This window comes from Pseudomonas sp. TE31087, assembly GCF_057284075.1.
Map to the genome: position 1 here is coordinate 2,605,531 of NZ_JBXVNN010000001.1, position 14,995 is coordinate 2,620,525.

The following is a 14,995-nucleotide window of genomic DNA, read 5'->3' on the forward strand; positions in this document are numbered from 1 at the left end:
CAGCGCCCCACTCAACGGGCGATGAGCGGACAAGGTCCTCAACAGACGCCCTAGTGGCGTCCACGGCCGACCGGTTGATTCCTCCTCCTGACTGAGTGCACCAGGCCCGCTCGATTGATTCGGATAACCTTCGAAAAGCTCGACAGGTCTTTTGGCACCGCAAAACAGGACGCGTCGTCGCGACAACGGCAGGCTGGGCAACCGGCTGGTGCCGAACGTCGCCAGACACGGGGGTGGCCCGCCACCCTTTGCGCACCTTGGCACCGACCCTGAGAAGTCGTGTGTGCCGCACGCCGTTTCCGGCAGCCCGGAAACCGACGGTACAACATGAAAAGAATGCTGATTAACGCAACTCAGCCCGAAGAGTTGCGTGTAGCCCTGGTGGACGGCCAACGTCTCTACGACCTGGACATCGAGTCCGGCGCCCGCGAGCAGAAAAAGGCCAACATCTACAAAGGCAAGATCACCCGGATCGAGCCCAGCCTCGAAGCCGCCTTCGTCGACTTCGGCTCCGAACGTCACGGCTTCCTGCCGCTGAAGGAAATCTCCCGCGAATACTTCAAGAAAGCTCCTGAAGGCCGGGTCAACATCAAGGAAGTCCTGAGCGAAGGCCAGGAAGTCATCGTCCAGGTCGAGAAGGAAGAGCGCGGTAACAAAGGCGCCGCCCTGACCACCTTCATCAGCCTGGCCGGCCGCTACCTGGTGCTGATGCCCAACAACCCGCGTGCCGGTGGCATCTCCCGCCGCATCGAAGGCGAAGAGCGCAACGAACTGCGCGAAGCGCTGAACGGCCTGACCGTTCCGGGCGACATGGGCCTGATCGTGCGCACCGCAGGCCTGGGCCGCAGCAGCGAAGAAATGCAGTGGGACCTCGACTACCTGCTGCAGCTGTGGACCGCCATCAAGGAAGCCTCGCAAGACCGCGCCGCGCCGTTCCTGATCTACCAGGAAAGCAACGTCATCATCCGCGCCATCCGCGACTACCTGCGCCAGGACATCGGCGAAGTGCTGATCGACAGCATCGACGCCCAGGAAGAAGCCCTGACCTTCATCCGCCAGGTGATGCCGCAGTACGCCAGCAAGGTCAAGCTGTACGAAGACAGCGTGCCGCTGTTCAACCGTTTCCAGATCGAAAGCCAGATCGAAACCGCCTTCCAGCGCGTGGTCGACCTGCCGTCCGGCGGCTCGATCGTCATCGACCCGACCGAAGCCCTGGTGTCCATCGACATCAACTCGGCGCGCGCCACCAAAGGCAGCGACATCGAAGAAACCGCCCTGCAGACCAACCTGGAAGCGGCCGAAGAGATCGCCCGCCAGCTGCGCCTGCGTGACATCGGCGGCCTGATCGTCATCGACTTCATCGACATGACCCCGGCCAAGAACCAGCGCGCCGTCGAAGAACGCGTGCGCGAATGCCTCGAGGCCGACCGTGCCCGTGTGCAGGTAGGCCGCATCTCGCGCTTCGGCCTGCTGGAAATGTCCCGTCAGCGCCTGCGCCCATCGCTGGGCGAAAGCAGCGGCATCGTCTGCCCGCGCTGCTCCGGCACCGGCATCATCCGTGACGTCGAGTCGCTGTCGCTGGCTATCCTGCGCCTGATCGAAGAAGAAGCACTGAAGGACCGCACCGCCGAAGTGCGCGCCCAGGTGCCGATCCCGGTGGCCGCCTTCCTGCTCAACGAGAAACGCAACTCGATCACCAAGATCGAACTGCGTACTCGCGCACGCATCATCATCCTGCCGAACGATCACCTGGAAACCCCGCACTTCGAAGTCCAGCGCCTGCGCGACGACAACCCGGACGTGCTGACCAACCAGTCCAGCTACGAGATCGCCTCGGCCGAGACCGAAGAAGCGCCGCAGCCGACCGCCACCCGCACCCTGGTGCGCCAGGAAGCCGCGGTCAAGACCGCGCCGGCCCGTGCCAACGCACCGGTTCCGGCCACCGTTGAAGAACAGCCTGCCCCTGCCGCGCCGGTCGCTGCCCCTGCCGCCGCCGAGCCGAGCCTGTTCAAGGGCCTAGTCAAGTCGCTGGTCAGCCTGTTCGCCGGCAAGGAAGAGCCCGCCGCCGCACCGGCCGCCGCCACCGAGAAGCCAGCCACCGAGCGCTCGCCACGCAATGAAGAGCGTCGCAACGGTCGCCAGCAGAGCCGCAACCGCAACGGCCGTCGCGAAGAAGACCGCAAGCCACGCGAAGAGCGCGGCGAGCGCGCCCCGCGTGAAGAGCGCCAGCCTCGCGAAGAGCGTGCCCCGCGTGAAGAACGCGCGCCACGTGAAGAGCGCCAACCGCGCCAGCCGCGTGAAGACCGCCGCGGCAACCGCGAAGAGCGCGTGCGCGAACTGCGCGAGCCGCTGGACGCCGCACCGGTCGCCCGCGAAGAACGCGCCCCGCGTGAAGAGCGTGCCCCACGCGAAGAGCGCGCTCCACGCGAAGAACGCACTCCTCGCGAAGAGCGCGCACCGCGTGAAGAACGCGCCCCTCGTGAAGAGCGTGCACCGCGTGAAGAACGCGCCCCTCGTGAAGAGCGCGCCCCACGCGAAGAGCGTGCACCACGTGAAGAACGTGCCCCTCGCGAAGAGCGTGCACCGCGTGAGGAACGTGCCCCTCGCGAAGAGCGCCAGCTGCGCCCTGAGGTGCAGGCCGCCGAACAGGCCGTGGAGCTCGCCGAGGAGCAACTGCCGAACGAAGAGCTGCTGCAGGACGAGCAGGAAGGCGCCGATGGCGAGCGTCCACGCCGCCGCTCCCGTGGCCAGCGTCGTCGCAGCAACCGTCGTGAGCGCCAGCGCAACGCCAATGGCGAGCTGATCGAAGGCGGTGACGAAGACGCCGGCGAAGAGCAGCCACAACAGCACCAGGCCACCGAGCTGGGTGCCGAACTGGCCGCCGGCACTGCCGTCATCGCTGCCGTTGCCACCAGCAACATCAGCGCCGACGCCGAGGCCGAAGCCAACCAGCAGGCCGAGCGCGCCAGCGCCGCTGTCGCCGAGACCCAGGTGGAAATCACCGAAGTCGTGGCCGAGCAGGTCGCCATCGCCCCGGTGGTCGAGCAGCCTGTCAGCGAGCCAGTGGTCGCCGCCGAGCCGAGCATCGAGCCTGTCGTCGAAGTGGCGCCGCAGCCAGTGGTCGAAGAAGCCGCCGCCGAGCAGCCGGCCGCCGCCGTTGTCGAGGCAGCCGTCGAGCCTGCAGCGGTCGTGGAAGCCCCTGTGGTGGAAGCGGGCGAGATCGAGAAGGCACCGGTTGCCGAAGTGGTCGAAGCCCAGGCGCCAGTCGCCGAGCAACCTGCTCCGGTGGTCGAAGCCGTCGAAGCTCAGCCTGAAGTGGTCGAAGCCCCGGTGGCCGAGCCTGCGCCAGCCGTGGTTGCCGAAGAAGCGCCGGTCGAGCCGTCCACCATCATGCTGCCGAACGGCCGTGCGCCGAACGACCCGCGTGAAGTGCGTCGCCGCAAGCGTGAAGCCGAAGCAGCCGCTGCTGCCCTGGCCGCCGCTGCCCCGGCCGAAGCCCTGGAAACCGCTGATGAGCACAAGCCTCATCACGGTTGATAGCCTCGGCTGAATGAAAAAGCCCCGCCAGTGCGAACTGGCGGGGCTTTTTCTTTGCCGGTGTGGATGGCACCGGCTCTGCCGGTGATCGCGGGGCAAGCCCGCTCCCACGCAGTCCCTCTCAGCCGCGGGACGGTGGCGTGGGAGCGGGCTTGCCCCGCGATAGGGCTGGCACAGGCCAACCCATCAGTACAGGTTCGGCTCCATCTCCAGCTCCACCCCGAAGCGCTCGAGGATATCCGCCTGGATCCGCCGAGCCAGCGCATGCAACTGCGCCCCGCTCGCCTGGCCGTAGTTCACCAGCACCAGCGACTGCAAGCGGTGCACCCCGGCATCACCATCGCGATAGCCTTTCCACCCCGCCTGCTCGATCAGCCAGCCGGCCGCCAGCTTCACCTGGCCATCGGCCTGGGGATAGGCCACCACGCCAGGGTGCCCGGCACGGATGCGCTCGACCAATTCAGCGGGCACCACGGGGTTCTTGAAGAAGCTCCCAGCGTTACCCAGCTCAGCCGGATCCGGCAGCTTTTCCCGACGGATACTGCAGATCGCGTCGCTGATCGCCTGCGCGCTCGGCTGCTCGACGCCCTGCTCCGCCAGGCGCTGACGCACCGGGCCGTAGTCCAGGTGTGCCTGCAAGGTGCGGCTCAAGGCAAAGCGCACGCGCAGGATCAGCCAGCGCCCGGGGCTGCGCTTGAACAGGCTGTCGCGATAACCGAACGCGCAGTCCTCCAGCGAGAAGTCCCGCAGCTCGCCGGTCTCGCGGTCCAGCGCGGTCAAGCCGGCGAACACATCCTTGATCTCCACGCCATAGGCACCGACGTTCTGCATCGGCGCGGCGCCCACGGTGCCGGGGATCAGGCTGAGGTTTTCCAGCCCGCACAGCCCCTGCCCAAGGCTCCACTGCACAAACGGGTGCCAGGGCTCGCCGGCCTCGGCCTCGACCACCACCCGCTCGCCGTCGTCGCTGAGCAGGCGTCGGCCACGGCTGGCCATATGCAGCACCAGGGCCTCGACATCGCGTGACAGCAACAGGTTGCTGCCGCCGCCGATCACCAGCACCGGCACCTGCCACTCGGCGGCCTGGGCCAGGGCCTGGCGGACTTCGTCGTCGTCATGGGCCTGGGTGAAGTAGCGGGCACTGACATCGATGCCGAAGGTGTTGTAGGGCTTGAGCGACACCCGCTCCTGCCAGTGCGTCGTCATAACCGCCCCTTGATTTCCACGACCAGCTCGCGACAGGCCGCCTCGATCAGATCCAGCACCTGCTCGAAGCCTTCGGCACCACCGTAGTAAGGGTCTGGCACTTCGTCCAGGGCCGCGCCATAGCGGCGCAGGAACAGGTCGAGCTCGCCCTTGGCGTTGTGCGGGCGCAGGGCCTGCAGGTTGCCCAGGTTGCTCTTGTCCATGGCCAGGACCAGGTCGTACTCGGCGAAGTGCGCCGCCTTGACCTGCTGGGCGCGCTGGCGCGACAGGTCGTAGCCACGGGCCAGGGCGGCCTTGCAGGTACGGCTGTCGGGCGCCTTGCCGACATGCCAGTCGCCGGTGCCGGCGGAGGCCACCTGCACCACATCACCCAGGCCTGCGGCCTCGAGCTGGTGGCGCAGCACGCCTTCGGCGGTCGGAGAACGGCAGATATTGCCGAGGCAGACGAACAAAACGCGCATCAGGCCTCCAGCAAGCGCCGTACGCGCTCCAGGTCTTCAGGGGTGTCCACGCCCACGGCCGGCGCCTCGATGGCGTCGGCGACATGGATGCGCACGCCGTGCCACAGGGCGCGCAGCTGCTCCAGCGATTCGGTCTGCTCCAGCCAGCACGGGCCCCAGGCGACGAAGTCCTGGAGGAAGCCCACGCGGTAGGCGTACATGCCGATATGGCGGCGATAGGGCACGCCCTCCGGCAACTGGTCGCGGTTTTTGGCGAAGGCGTCGCGGGCCCAGGGCAGCGGCGCGCGGCTGAAGGTCAGGGCCAGGCCGTGCTTGTCGCTGACCACCTTGACCGCGTTGGGATTGAAGATGGTTTCTGGCGCGTGGATCGGCTCGGCCAGGGTGGCGATGCCGGCTTCCGGGTGCGCCGCCAGGTTGGCCGCCACCTGGTCGATGATCACCGGCGGAATCAGCGGCTCGTCGCCTTGCACGTTGACCACGATGGCATCGGCGGCCAGGCCCAGCTGGGCAGCCACCTCGGCCAGGCGATCGGTGCCCGACTCATGGTCGGCGCGGGTCAGCAGCACTTCGGCGCCGAACGCTTGGCAGGCTTCGACAATGCTGGTGTCGTCGGTGGCGATGACCACGCGGCTGGCACTGCTCTTGCGCGCCTGCTCCCACACATGCTGGACCATCGGCTTGCCGGCGATCGGCAGCAATGGCTTGCCCGGCAGGCGCGTGGAGCGCAGCCGGGCGGGAATCACCACGGTGAAGTCCAGGCTCATTTGTCCAGGCGCTCTTCATCGGTCAGGGTGCGCGCCTCGCTTTCCAGCATCACCGGGATGCCGTCGCGGATCGGATAGGCCAGGCCCGCGCCCTTGCTGATCAGCTCGGTCTTGTCGGCGCTGAGCTTGAGCGGGCCCTTGGTGATCGGGCAGGCCAGGATATCGAGCAGTTTGGTGTCCATGGAGGTGTCCTTGCGACGGAAAATGAAAAAAGGCTCAGGGGCGGCCGGGCAGCAGGCGGTCGAGCTGGGCGTCGAACCAGGCGCTGAAGGCGGGCGTCGGCACGGCGTCGACCGCCAGGTACCACCAGTCGTCGGCGGCGAAGGGCCGGCATTTCACCGCATCCTTCTCGGTCATCACCAACGGCAGCGGCGGGCTGAACGACAGCACTTCACGGCTGTAGGGCGCATGGTCGGCGAAAGGGTGCGGCACCGGCTGCCAGTGTAGCCCCAGCAGGGTGTTGAAGAAACGTTGCGGATTGCCGATGCCGGCCACGGCGTGCAGCGCCTGGCCAGCCGGGAACAGGTCGAGCTCGCGGCGTTCGCCGCTGCGCAGGTTGATCAGCGCCGAGGGTTGCAGGCGGAAGGCAAAGCCATCGTCGCGGTCGGCCTCGGCGCCGTTGAACAGCACCGCGTCCGCCTCGCCCAGCCGCTCGGCCGGTTCACGCAACGGGCCGGCCGGCAGGCAGCGGCGATTGCCCAGGCCCCGGGCGGCGTCGATCAGCACCAGCTCCAGGTCACGGGCCAGGCGGTAATGCTGCATGCCGTCGTCGCACAGAATCAGGTCGGGTGCGTCACTGGCCAGCAAGGCCTGCACGGCGCGGGAACGGTCGGGGTCGATCACCAGCGGCACGCCGGTGCGCTGGACGATCAGCAAGGGCTCGTCGCCGGCCTGCTCCGCAGGCTGGTCAGCCTGGACGCGCCAGGGATAGTGCGGCGGCTTGGCGCCATAGCCACGACTGACCACGCCGACCTTGAGCCCCTGCCGGCGGCAGTGCTCGATCAGCCAGAGGATCATCGGTGTCTTGCCGGTACCGCCGACGGTGATGTTGCCCACCACGATCACCGGTACCGGGGCACGGTAGCTGGGGCTTTCGCCGCTGAGGAAGCGCGCGCGCTTGCGCGTCACCACGCGCCGGTACAGCGCCTCCAGCGGACGCAGCAGGGCCAGCGCCGGATGCCCGGCGTACCAGGCGGCGAGCAGACGGTCGGCGAAGGCCATCAGGGCTTGCCCTGCGCGGCCTCGACGGTGGTCATGCGCAACTTGCTGAAGCCGAGCTTGCCGGCCGCGTCCATTGCGGTGATCACAGCCTGGTGCGGGGTCTTGCCGTCGGCGCTGATGGCCAGCGGCAGGGTGATGTCACCGCCGGACTCCTTCTCGATCGCCTCGGTCAGGGTGTCCAGGTCGCTCTTGGGCAGCAAGTGGTTGTTCACCGAGTACACGCCGTCGGCGCTGATGGTGATCTCCACCAGCTTGCCCTGATCGGCCGGCGGCTGCTCGGCGCTACTGGCCTCGGGCAGCTCGACGCGCAACTGGGTCTCGCGGGTGAAGGTGGTGGTGACCACGAAGAACAGCAGCAGCACGAAGACCACGTCGATCAACGACGCCAGGTTGATGTCGACGTTCTCGCGCTGGCGATTGCGCCGGAACTTCACGCCTTGCCTCCGGCCACTTCCACTTCGCGGTCGCCCTGCAGCACTTCCACCAGCTTGATCGCTTCCTGCTCCATGCCCACCACCAGCTCATCGATGCGGCGCAGCAGGAAGCGGTGGAAGAACACCGCCGGGATACCGACCATCAGGCCGGCCGCGGTGGTAACCAGGGCCTTGGAGATACCCCCGGCCAGAACGGCGGCGTTGGCGGTCATCTGCGAGCCCATGAAGGCGCTGAAGATGTCGATCATGCCCAGCACGGTGCCCAGCAGGCCCAGCAGCGGGGCCATGGCGGCGATGGTGCCGAGGGTGCTGATGTAACGTTCCAGCTCGTGGATGACCCGCGAGGCGGCCTCCTCGATGCACTCCTTCATGATCTCGCGGCCGTGGCGCGAGTTGGCCAGGCCCGCGGCGAGGATCTCGCCCAGCGGCGAGTCGGCGCGCAGGGCCTTGAGCTTGTCACTGGTGAGTTGTTTGTCCTTGATCCACATCCACACCTGGCCCAGCAGGTGCGGCGGGGTGACACGGCTGGCGCGCAGGGTCCACAGGCGCTCGACGACGATCGCCATGGCGGCGATGGAGCTCAGGATGATCGGCAGCATCATCCAGCCACCGGACTTGACCAATTCCCACACAGTTAGCATCCCCTCGGAAAAAGGCCGCCACTCTACCATAGGACCGCCTGGGGCTCATCTGCCGGAGGTCAGGGAAACGTTCGGTCCGCGTAATCGCGGGGCAAGCCCGCTCCCACGCCAGCATGGAACCCTCGTTGGAGCAGGCTTACGTGGGAGCGGGCTTGCCCCGCGATGGCGTCGGCTCAGCCCTCGTCAACCTCTCGCCAGAACCGCCACCCCCTGCGCACACCCTCCACCCCACCCCGACTCCCCAGCACCAACCGCAACGCCCCCTCCACCGCCGTGTCATGCACCGCCACCCCATCCCGCCGATAACGCTCGATCACCTGCCCATGGGGATGCCCGAAGCCATTGTGCCGCCCTCGGGAAATCAGCACCCCACGCGGCGCCGTGGCCTGGACGAACGGTTCGCTGGACGACGTGCGGCTGCCATGGTGCGGCGCCTGCAACCAATCCAGTCGAGGATCGTCGGTCGCCGCCAGCCACGCCCGCTCCGCGCCGGCCTCCATGTCCCCGGCCAGCAGCAGGCGCTCGCCCTTGGCCTGCACCCGCAACACACAGGAGCGCTCGTTGCTGGAAGCCCCCTGCGGCCAATGCCAGAGCTCGAAATCAACGCCATCCCACCGCCAGCGCTCGCCACTGCGGCACAGCGACGCCGCCTCAAGCCCGGCGACCTCGCCGGCCAGCACTCGCGCCACCGGCAGCCCACGCCGCACGGCCGCCGCCCCACCGGCATGGTCGGCATGGCCATGGCTGATCAGCATCACATCCAGCGCCTTAACCCCGAGCTTGCGCAAGGTCGGCAGTACTACCGTCTCGCCCAGGTCACTGCCACCCTGGGCCGGACCTGCGTCATACAGCAGCGCGTGATTTCGCGTACGCAGCAACACCGCCAGGCCCTGCCCCACATCCAGCTGCCAGACTTCCGCCTGGCCCAAAGGCAGCTGTTCGCGTGGCGCCCATAGCGCCAACAGCATGACCGCGCCCGGTGCCCGCAACGGCACGCCACGGGGCAGCAGCACCAGCAAGGCGCCAAGGCATACCAGCAGCCAGGCGAACAACGGCAGTGGCTCGGGTATCCAGGCCGGCTGCAGGCCCGCCAATCGCGTCAGTACGGCAAACAAGCCGTCCAACGACAGGCCTGCCAGCCACAGCATCCCCTCCCCCAGCCCAGGCACCGGCAGCAGGGCCGTACCCAGCAACGCCAACGGCAGCACGCCCAAACTAAGCCACGGCACCGCCAGCAGATTGGCCAGCGGCGCGCTGAGGCTGACGGGCAGCCCCAAGGCCAGCAATACCGGCAACAACCCTACGGCGATCACCCACTGGGCACGGGTCCAGGCCTGCCAGGGCCGCCAGGCGCCCAGCCGTGCGGCAAAACACAACACCAGCACCGCCACGGCAGCGAACGACAGCCAGAATCCCGGCAACAGGCTGGCCAGCGGCTCGACCAGCAGCACGCCCGACAGCGCCATCAGCAACGGCACCCAGGCGCCCAGATGGCGAAAGCGCAAGCGCCAGAGCAGCACCACCGCCAGCATCAGGCACGCCCGCTGCACCGGCACGCCGAACCCCGCCAGCCAGCCGTAACCCAGTGCCGCTGTCATCGCCAGGCCGCAGGCCCAGGGCAGCCACGGCAACCGCCGGGGCCAGCCCCCCAGGCGCGCCAGCCCCGCCACCAGCCCGTAGATCAATCCAGCCAGCAAGCCAATGTGCTGCCCGGAAATCACCAGCAGGTGCACCGTGCCGGTGGCCTGCAGCACCTGCCAGTCCTCCCGCGCCAGGCCTGCGCCATCCCCGAGCACCAACGCGGCCAACGCCGCCTCCCGGCCATGGGCATCGGTGGTCAGCAAGCGCTGGCGCAGGCCGTCGCGCCAACTACTGGCCTCCTCACCCTGGCGCGTACCGGCCTTGACCGTGCCGGTGGCACCGACCCGCCGCGCCAACAGCGTGGCCTCCTGATCAGGACCATATGGGTTGAGCAGGCCCTGCGGCCGGCGCAGGTTGACCGCCAGCCGCCACTGTTCCCCCGCCCGCAGCGGCGGCCCGTCGAACCAGCTCAATTGCACCCGCTGCGGCAACCGGGCCCGGCGCGACTGCGGCTGCTCCAACTCGAAACGCACGCCGCGCTCGGTGCGGGTCGGCAGGCCCACCACCCGCCCCTCCAGCCACAGCGTGCGGCCGTCCAGCGCGGCAGGCAGGCGGTCGTCCAGGGCCTGCTGCGCCGACCAGCAGGCCCAGCAAACACCCAGCAGGAACCCGCCCAGCGGCCAGGCCCGGGTACGCAGGCAGGCCAGGGCCAGCAACAGCAGTGGAATCAACCATCCGACCGGTGGCAAGGCAGGCAAGAAGCGCAGGCTCAACAGCCCGAGGACCAGCGCCAGCATCCCTGTGCGCATGAGATAGAGCTCCAGAAGCGAAAACGCCCCCTGAGGCTTAGCCGATTGGCGGGAAAAACCTGCTAATCAATTGTCACAAACTCTGAACGAGGTTGCGCTTGAATGAAGGCATACTGACGCCCTTCAACCCCGCCGGGAGCCCACATGCCGCGCCGTCTGTTCAAACGCTACATGCCGGACCCGACCAGCATCCGCGAACACAAGTCCTTACGCTTTTTCGGCAAGCTGCTGCACGACCCCAACCTGTGGCACCTGAATCGCCATTCGGTGGCGCGGGCCATGGGCGTCGGCCTGTTCGCGGCGCTGATCCCGATTCCCATGCAGATGCTGCTGGCCGCCGCGCTGGCGATCCCGGTGCGCGGCAACCTGCCGATCGCGGTGAGCCTGGTGTGGCTGACCAACCCGCTGACCATGCCGCCGGTGTTCTTCGTCACCTACATGACCGGCGCCTGGCTGATGCAGGTGCCGCCGCGCACCCTGCCCGAGGAAATCACCGTCGACTGGGTCACCGACCAGCTGGCGACGATCTGGCAACCGTTCCTGCTCGGCTCGGTGGTGTGCGGGGTGGTGCTCGGCGTGCTCGCCTACTTCACCACCATGGGCTACTGGCGCTGGTGGGTGGGCCGGCAGTGGCGCCGGCGCCAGTGCCGCTGTGCCCTCACCCGCAGCTCAGGCACGCATGCCGCGGCCGCTGACCAGCAGGCGCACGCACAGCAGGTAGAGCAGCGCGGTGGCCACCAGCATGAAGCTGATCGCCGTGCCGATGCTGATGTCCGACACCCCTAGGATGCCGTAGCGGAACGAGTTGACCATGTGCAGCACGGGGTTTGCCAGCGACACGGTCTGCCAGAACGGCGGCAGCAGGTTGATCGAGTAGAACACCCCGCCCAGGTAGGTCAGCGGCGTCAGCACGAAGGTCGGAATGATCGAGATGTCGTCGAAGTTGCGGGCGAATACTGCGTTGACAAAGCCCAGCAGCGAAAAGATCGTCGCCGTCAGCAGCACCACGATGACCGTCACCCCCAGGTGATGCACCTGCAAATCGGTGAAGAACAGCGACAGGAAAGTCACGATCACCCCCACCGCCAAGCCGCGCAGCACGCCACCCAGCACATAACCGACGAGGATGGTGTGCGGCGACACCGGCGAGACCATCAGTTCCTCGATGGAGCGCTGGAACTTGCTGCCAAAGAAGCTCGACACCACGTTGCCGTAGGAGTTGGTGATCACCGACATCATGATCAGCCCTGGCACGATGTACTCCATGTAGGTGAAGCCGCCCATGTCGCCGATCTGCCGGCCGATCAGGTTACCGAAGATCACGAAGTACAGGACCATGGTGATCGCCGGCGGCAGCAGGGTCTGCGGCCAGATGCGCAAGAAGCGCCGCACTTCGCGGTAGACGATGGTGTTCAGGGCGACCCAGTTGGTGCGCAGCTCCACACTCATACGGCCACCTTCGACAGGTTCTTTTCCACCAGGGACACGAACAGCTCCTCGAGTCGGTTGGTCTTGTTGCGCAGGCTCTGCACCTCGATGTTCTTCAGCGCCAGCTGGCCGAACAGCGCGGTGATGCCGATGTCCTTGTCCACCTGCACCTCCAGGGTGTGCGGGGTGATCAGCCGGCACGGGTAGCCCTGCAGCTCAGGCGCGGCGGGCAAGTCATGCTTGAGGTCGAGGACGAAGGTCTCGACATGCAGCTTGCCCAGCAGCTGGCGCATGCTGGTGTTCTCGACGATGGTGCCGTGGTCGATGATGCCGATGTTGCGGCACAGCTGCTCGGCCTCTTCGAGGTAGTGGGTGGTGAGGATGATGGTGATGCCCTTCTGGTTGAGCTCGGTGAGGAAGCTCCACATCGAACGGCGCAGCTCGATGTCGACCCCGGCGGTCGGCTCGTCGAGGATCAACAGGCGCGGCTCGTGGATCAGCGCCCGGGCGATCATCAGCCGGCGCTTCATGCCGCCGGACAGCGAACGCGACGGCACGTCGCGCTTGTCCCACAGCCCGAGCTGCGTCAGGTACTGCTCGGCGCGCTCCTTGGCCACCTTGGGCGGGATGCCGTAGTAGCCGGCCTGGGTGACGACGATGTCGAAGGTCTTCTCGAACTGGTTGAAGTTGAACTCCTGGGGCACCACGCCCAGGCAGCGCTTGAGCGCCGCAGGCTCGCGGTCCAGGTCGTGGCCGAACACGTTGACCGTGCCGCTGGTCTTGTTCACCAGGGTCGAGAGAATGCCGATGGTGGTGGACTTGCCGGCGCCGTTGGGGCCGAGCAAGGCGAAGAAGTCGCCTTCGGAAACGTCCAGGTCGATGCCCTTGAGGGCCTGGAAACCGTTGCCGTAGGTCTTGGTCAGCTGTCGGATGGACAGGGCGGAACTCATAGCGGGTCGGGTACCGAGAAAAGGGTGCGGGACACGCCAGGTGAAGTCACTGGCGCAGTGAGTGCGGCCATGGTGCAAGGGCTGGCCGCACAAGTACAGTCACATCTATTGATAATGACTATCGAAGTGGCGTCACGTCAGGGCGGTCATCACCGCTGCCTGGTAGGCCGGGCGCTGCTTGAGGAGCGCGTACCAGGCTTCGAGGTGGCGCATGGCCGGGCGTTCGATGGGCATTTCGAACCAGGCGTAGATGAAGCTGCCCAGGGGAATGTCGCCCATGCCGATCTGCTCGCCGGAGAGGTACGGCTGTTTGGCCAGGGTCTCGTCGGCGATGGCCAGCAGTTGCGCGCACTGTTTGTGCGCGGCGTTGATCGCCACCCAGTCGCGCTGGTCCTCGGCGGTGCGCAGCAGGCCCCAGAACAGCGGACGGAAGGGACCGGCGAAGGACGAGGTGGTCCAGTCCATCCACTTGTCGGCCAGGGCGCGCTGGCGCGGGTCGTCGAGGTACCAGCCTTGTTCTTCGCCGTACTCGGCGCACAGGTAGCGCACGATGGTGTTGGACTCCCACAGCACCAGGTCGCCGTCTTCGAGCATGGGCACCAGGCCGTTGGGATTGAGTGCCCGGTAATGCGGTTCGTTGACCACGCCGAAGGCGCCGCCGGCATCGATGGACTCGAAGTCCAGGCCCAGCTCGTGGGCGATCCACAACGCCTTGCGCACATTGCTCGAATTCTTGCGGCCCCAGATCTTCAGCATGGCAACGTCCTTAATGAATGCGGGAGAGGGGTCAGTCTACTCCAAGCGGTGGGCGGTGCCAGTGAAAGCGGGGGGCCGCTTTGCGGCCCTTTCGCGGCACAAGGCCGCTCCTACAGGGACCGCACCACGGCAGAACTGGCGCATATCCTGTAGGAGCGGCCTTGTGCCGCGAAAGGGCTGCGCAGCAGCCCCAGCGACCTCAGAGACTGTCAGATCTTTCCGAACCTGAAACCAAATGCTTCAGCCAGCAAAGCTTGGGAACTATCCTACGCGCTTGCCGGAAGCCGCCACGTTGTCGGGGAAATACCCCGGGGATAACTTCATCGGGTCGCCACATTGGGTGACCGGGTGTGAGAAACCCGACTACATATGACAACCAGCGGCTTCGTCATGGTGGCCGTGTGCGGGCAGGCTTCGGTCTGGCCGGGTTTGTCCTATGTCCCGGTTTTCTCACCTCGTACACGGCCGCCACCCTTACCTCGTGAGAAAGGACCTGGCTGGTGGTTTTCAGTAACCACATAGGACTCTTGACCATGAAAAAAATCGTCCCAGACCCACCCCGTCTCTGCCACTTCATCACCATCCGCCCCACCCTCCCCCGCGACGACGCCATGGCCGCCGCCGTCGAAGTGGCCACCGCCATCTCCGATGTCCTCGACATCTACTTCAAGACCGAGCCCGGCGAAGCCCAGGACCGCCTGTTCACCGCCAGCGACTACCTCGGCCAGCTCGCCTGCGCCCTGCTCGAGCACAAGCCGCAGGTGCAGCCATGAGCCGCGGGCATACCGCAGGCCGCACCACCTGCCTGGACCTGTTCAAGGTCGAGCCGGGCGTTACCTTCGAAGACGCCTTCAGCGAGTTGTCGGTGCTGCTCGGCTGCATCCGCCACCTGACTTGCGAAGCGGAGATGGAAGGCGACCTGCTGGCCGGCAGCTCGGCGCGGATCCTCAGCGCGATGGCCAAGGCGCTGATCGATGACATGGAGGTGGGGTTGAACCGCTCCAGATGATCTGATGACCGCATCGCGGGGCAAGCCCGCTCCCACGCCCGCATTGCATATCTGGCGTGGGAGCGGGCTTGCCCCGCGATGACTGCATGACATTCCCCACCGAACTCCCAGCGCCCCACCCTGTCATTTCCTAGGCAGGCCATCCACCCCAACACGTCTAAGCTCTGTGGATCGCCCCCGCCCCCCGCTTCCAAGGAG

At 66.9% G+C, this 14,995-nt stretch carries 15 protein-coding genes; 4 read left to right on the forward strand and 11 right to left on the reverse strand.

Annotated features, from left to right (window positions below; genetic code table 11):
- Positions 1-327 precede the first annotated feature (327 nt).
- Positions 328-3,537 (forward strand): ribonuclease E, encoded by a 3,210-nt coding sequence (rne, locus tag ACZ899_RS11640; RefSeq protein ID WP_234561554.1) that lies wholly within the window; start codon positions 328-330, stop codon positions 3,535-3,537.
- A gap of 186 nt (positions 3,538-3,723) precedes the next feature.
- On the opposite strand, the gene murB is transcribed toward rne, so the two are convergent.
- The 8 genes from murB to ACZ899_RS11680 form a co-directional block, all read right to left on the reverse strand.
- Positions 3,724-4,743 (reverse strand): UDP-N-acetylmuramate dehydrogenase, encoded by a 1,020-nt coding sequence (gene murB / locus ACZ899_RS11645; RefSeq protein ID WP_234561553.1) that lies wholly within the window; start codon positions 4,741-4,743, stop codon positions 3,724-3,726.
- Positions 4,740-5,204 (reverse strand): low molecular weight protein-tyrosine-phosphatase, encoded by a 465-nt coding sequence (locus tag ACZ899_RS11650; RefSeq protein ID WP_110739310.1) that lies wholly within the window; start codon positions 5,202-5,204, stop codon positions 4,740-4,742. The genes murB and ACZ899_RS11650 overlap by 4 nt, the downstream gene beginning before the upstream one ends.
- Positions 5,204-5,968, reverse strand: coding sequence for a 3-deoxy-manno-octulosonate cytidylyltransferase (gene kdsB / locus ACZ899_RS11655; protein ID WP_203647554.1), 765 nt, complete (start codon positions 5,966-5,968; stop codon positions 5,204-5,206). The genes ACZ899_RS11650 and kdsB overlap by 1 nt, the downstream gene beginning before the upstream one ends.
- Complete coding sequence (locus ACZ899_RS11660; protein ID WP_011532874.1) at positions 5,965-6,150, reverse strand: Trm112 family protein; 186 nt, start codon at positions 6,148-6,150, stop codon at positions 5,965-5,967. Before ACZ899_RS11660 ends, kdsB begins: the two co-directional genes overlap by 4 nt.
- Positions 6,151-6,184: 34 nt before the next feature.
- Positions 6,185-7,189, reverse strand: a complete 1,005-nt coding sequence (gene lpxK / locus ACZ899_RS11665; RefSeq protein ID WP_234561552.1) for a tetraacyldisaccharide 4'-kinase — start codon at positions 7,187-7,189, stop codon at positions 6,185-6,187.
- Entirely contained in the window at positions 7,189-7,623 is a 435-nt protein-coding gene (locus ACZ899_RS11670) for an ExbD/TolR family protein (protein ID WP_028690977.1), read from the reverse strand. Before ACZ899_RS11670 ends, lpxK begins: the two co-directional genes overlap by 1 nt.
- Entirely contained in the window at positions 7,620-8,255 is a 636-nt protein-coding gene (locus tag ACZ899_RS11675; RefSeq protein WP_028690976.1) for a MotA/TolQ/ExbB proton channel family protein, read from the reverse strand. Before ACZ899_RS11675 ends, ACZ899_RS11670 begins: the two co-directional genes overlap by 4 nt.
- A 182-nt stretch (positions 8,256-8,437) precedes the next feature.
- Positions 8,438-10,654: a DNA internalization-related competence protein ComEC/Rec2 gene (locus ACZ899_RS11680; RefSeq protein ID WP_234561551.1), complete on the reverse strand. Its 2,217-nt coding sequence runs from the start codon at positions 10,652-10,654 to the stop codon at positions 8,438-8,440.
- Positions 10,655-10,798: 144 nt separating this feature from the next.
- Here ACZ899_RS11680 and ACZ899_RS11685 point away from each other — a divergent pair, with 144 nt between their 5' ends.
- Entirely contained in the window at positions 10,799-11,440 is a 642-nt protein-coding gene (locus ACZ899_RS11685) for a DUF2062 domain-containing protein (RefSeq protein ID WP_139121109.1), read from the forward strand.
- Here the strand turns inward: ACZ899_RS11685 and ACZ899_RS11690 are convergent.
- The 3 genes from ACZ899_RS11690 to ACZ899_RS11700 form a co-directional block, all read right to left on the reverse strand.
- On the reverse strand, positions 11,324-12,103 hold the full coding sequence (locus tag ACZ899_RS11690) for an ABC transporter permease (RefSeq protein ID WP_186716199.1): 780 nt from the start codon (positions 12,101-12,103) through the stop codon (positions 11,324-11,326). The two genes, ACZ899_RS11685 and ACZ899_RS11690, sit on opposite strands and share 117 nt — an antisense overlap.
- The gene (locus ACZ899_RS11695; protein WP_028690973.1) at positions 12,100-13,032 is read right to left on the reverse strand and encodes an ABC transporter ATP-binding protein; all 933 of its coding nucleotides are present in this window, start codon (positions 13,030-13,032) and stop codon (positions 12,100-12,102) included. Before ACZ899_RS11695 ends, ACZ899_RS11690 begins: the two co-directional genes overlap by 4 nt.
- Before the next feature lie 132 nt (positions 13,033-13,164).
- Positions 13,165-13,788: a glutathione S-transferase gene (locus ACZ899_RS11700; RefSeq protein ID WP_234561550.1), complete on the reverse strand. Its 624-nt coding sequence runs from the start codon at positions 13,786-13,788 to the stop codon at positions 13,165-13,167.
- 533 nt (positions 13,789-14,321) lie between these two features.
- Between ACZ899_RS11700 and ACZ899_RS11705 the strand changes: the two genes are divergently transcribed.
- Together ACZ899_RS11705 and ACZ899_RS11710 are read left to right on the forward strand one after the other, a co-directional pair.
- Positions 14,322-14,561, forward strand: a complete 240-nt coding sequence (locus tag ACZ899_RS11705; protein WP_267967160.1) for a hypothetical protein — start codon at positions 14,322-14,324, stop codon at positions 14,559-14,561.
- Positions 14,558-14,797, forward strand: a complete 240-nt coding sequence (locus ACZ899_RS11710) for a DUF3077 domain-containing protein (RefSeq protein ID WP_028690971.1) — start codon at positions 14,558-14,560, stop codon at positions 14,795-14,797. Before ACZ899_RS11705 ends, ACZ899_RS11710 begins: the two co-directional genes overlap by 4 nt.
- Positions 14,798-14,995 lie beyond the last annotated feature (198 nt).

Coding starts and splice junctions, on each gene's coding strand:
- ACZ899_RS11650 (WP_110739310.1), bottom strand. CDS start 5,204: ATGCGCGTTTTGTTCGTCTGCCTCGGCAATATCTGCCGTTCTCCGACC.
- murB (WP_234561553.1), bottom strand. CDS start 4,743: ATGACGACGCACTGGCAGGAGCGGGTGTCGCTCAAGCCCTACAACACC.
- kdsB (WP_203647554.1), bottom strand. CDS start 5,968: ATGAGCCTGGACTTCACCGTGGTGATTCCCGCCCGGCTGCGCTCCACG.
- ACZ899_RS11690 (WP_186716199.1), bottom strand. CDS start 12,103: ATGAGTGTGGAGCTGCGCACCAACTGGGTCGCCCTGAACACCATCGTC.
- rne (WP_234561554.1), top strand. CDS start 328: ATGAAAAGAATGCTGATTAACGCAACTCAGCCCGAAGAGTTGCGTGTA.
- ACZ899_RS11710 (WP_028690971.1), top strand. CDS start 14,558: ATGAGCCGCGGGCATACCGCAGGCCGCACCACCTGCCTGGACCTGTTC.
- ACZ899_RS11660 (WP_011532874.1), bottom strand. CDS start 6,150: ATGGACACCAAACTGCTCGATATCCTGGCCTGCCCGATCACCAAGGGC.
- ACZ899_RS11680 (WP_234561551.1), bottom strand. CDS start 10,654: ATGCGCACAGGGATGCTGGCGCTGGTCCTCGGGCTGTTGAGCCTGCGC.
- ACZ899_RS11685 (WP_139121109.1), top strand. CDS start 10,799: ATGCCGCGCCGTCTGTTCAAACGCTACATGCCGGACCCGACCAGCATC.
- lpxK (WP_234561552.1), bottom strand. CDS start 7,189: ATGGCCTTCGCCGACCGTCTGCTCGCCGCCTGGTACGCCGGGCATCCG.
- ACZ899_RS11695 (WP_028690973.1), bottom strand. CDS start 13,032: ATGAGTTCCGCCCTGTCCATCCGACAGCTGACCAAGACCTACGGCAAC.
- ACZ899_RS11705 (WP_267967160.1), top strand. CDS start 14,322: ATGAAAAAAATCGTCCCAGACCCACCCCGTCTCTGCCACTTCATCACC.
- ACZ899_RS11700 (WP_234561550.1), bottom strand. CDS start 13,788: ATGCTGAAGATCTGGGGCCGCAAGAATTCGAGCAATGTGCGCAAGGCG.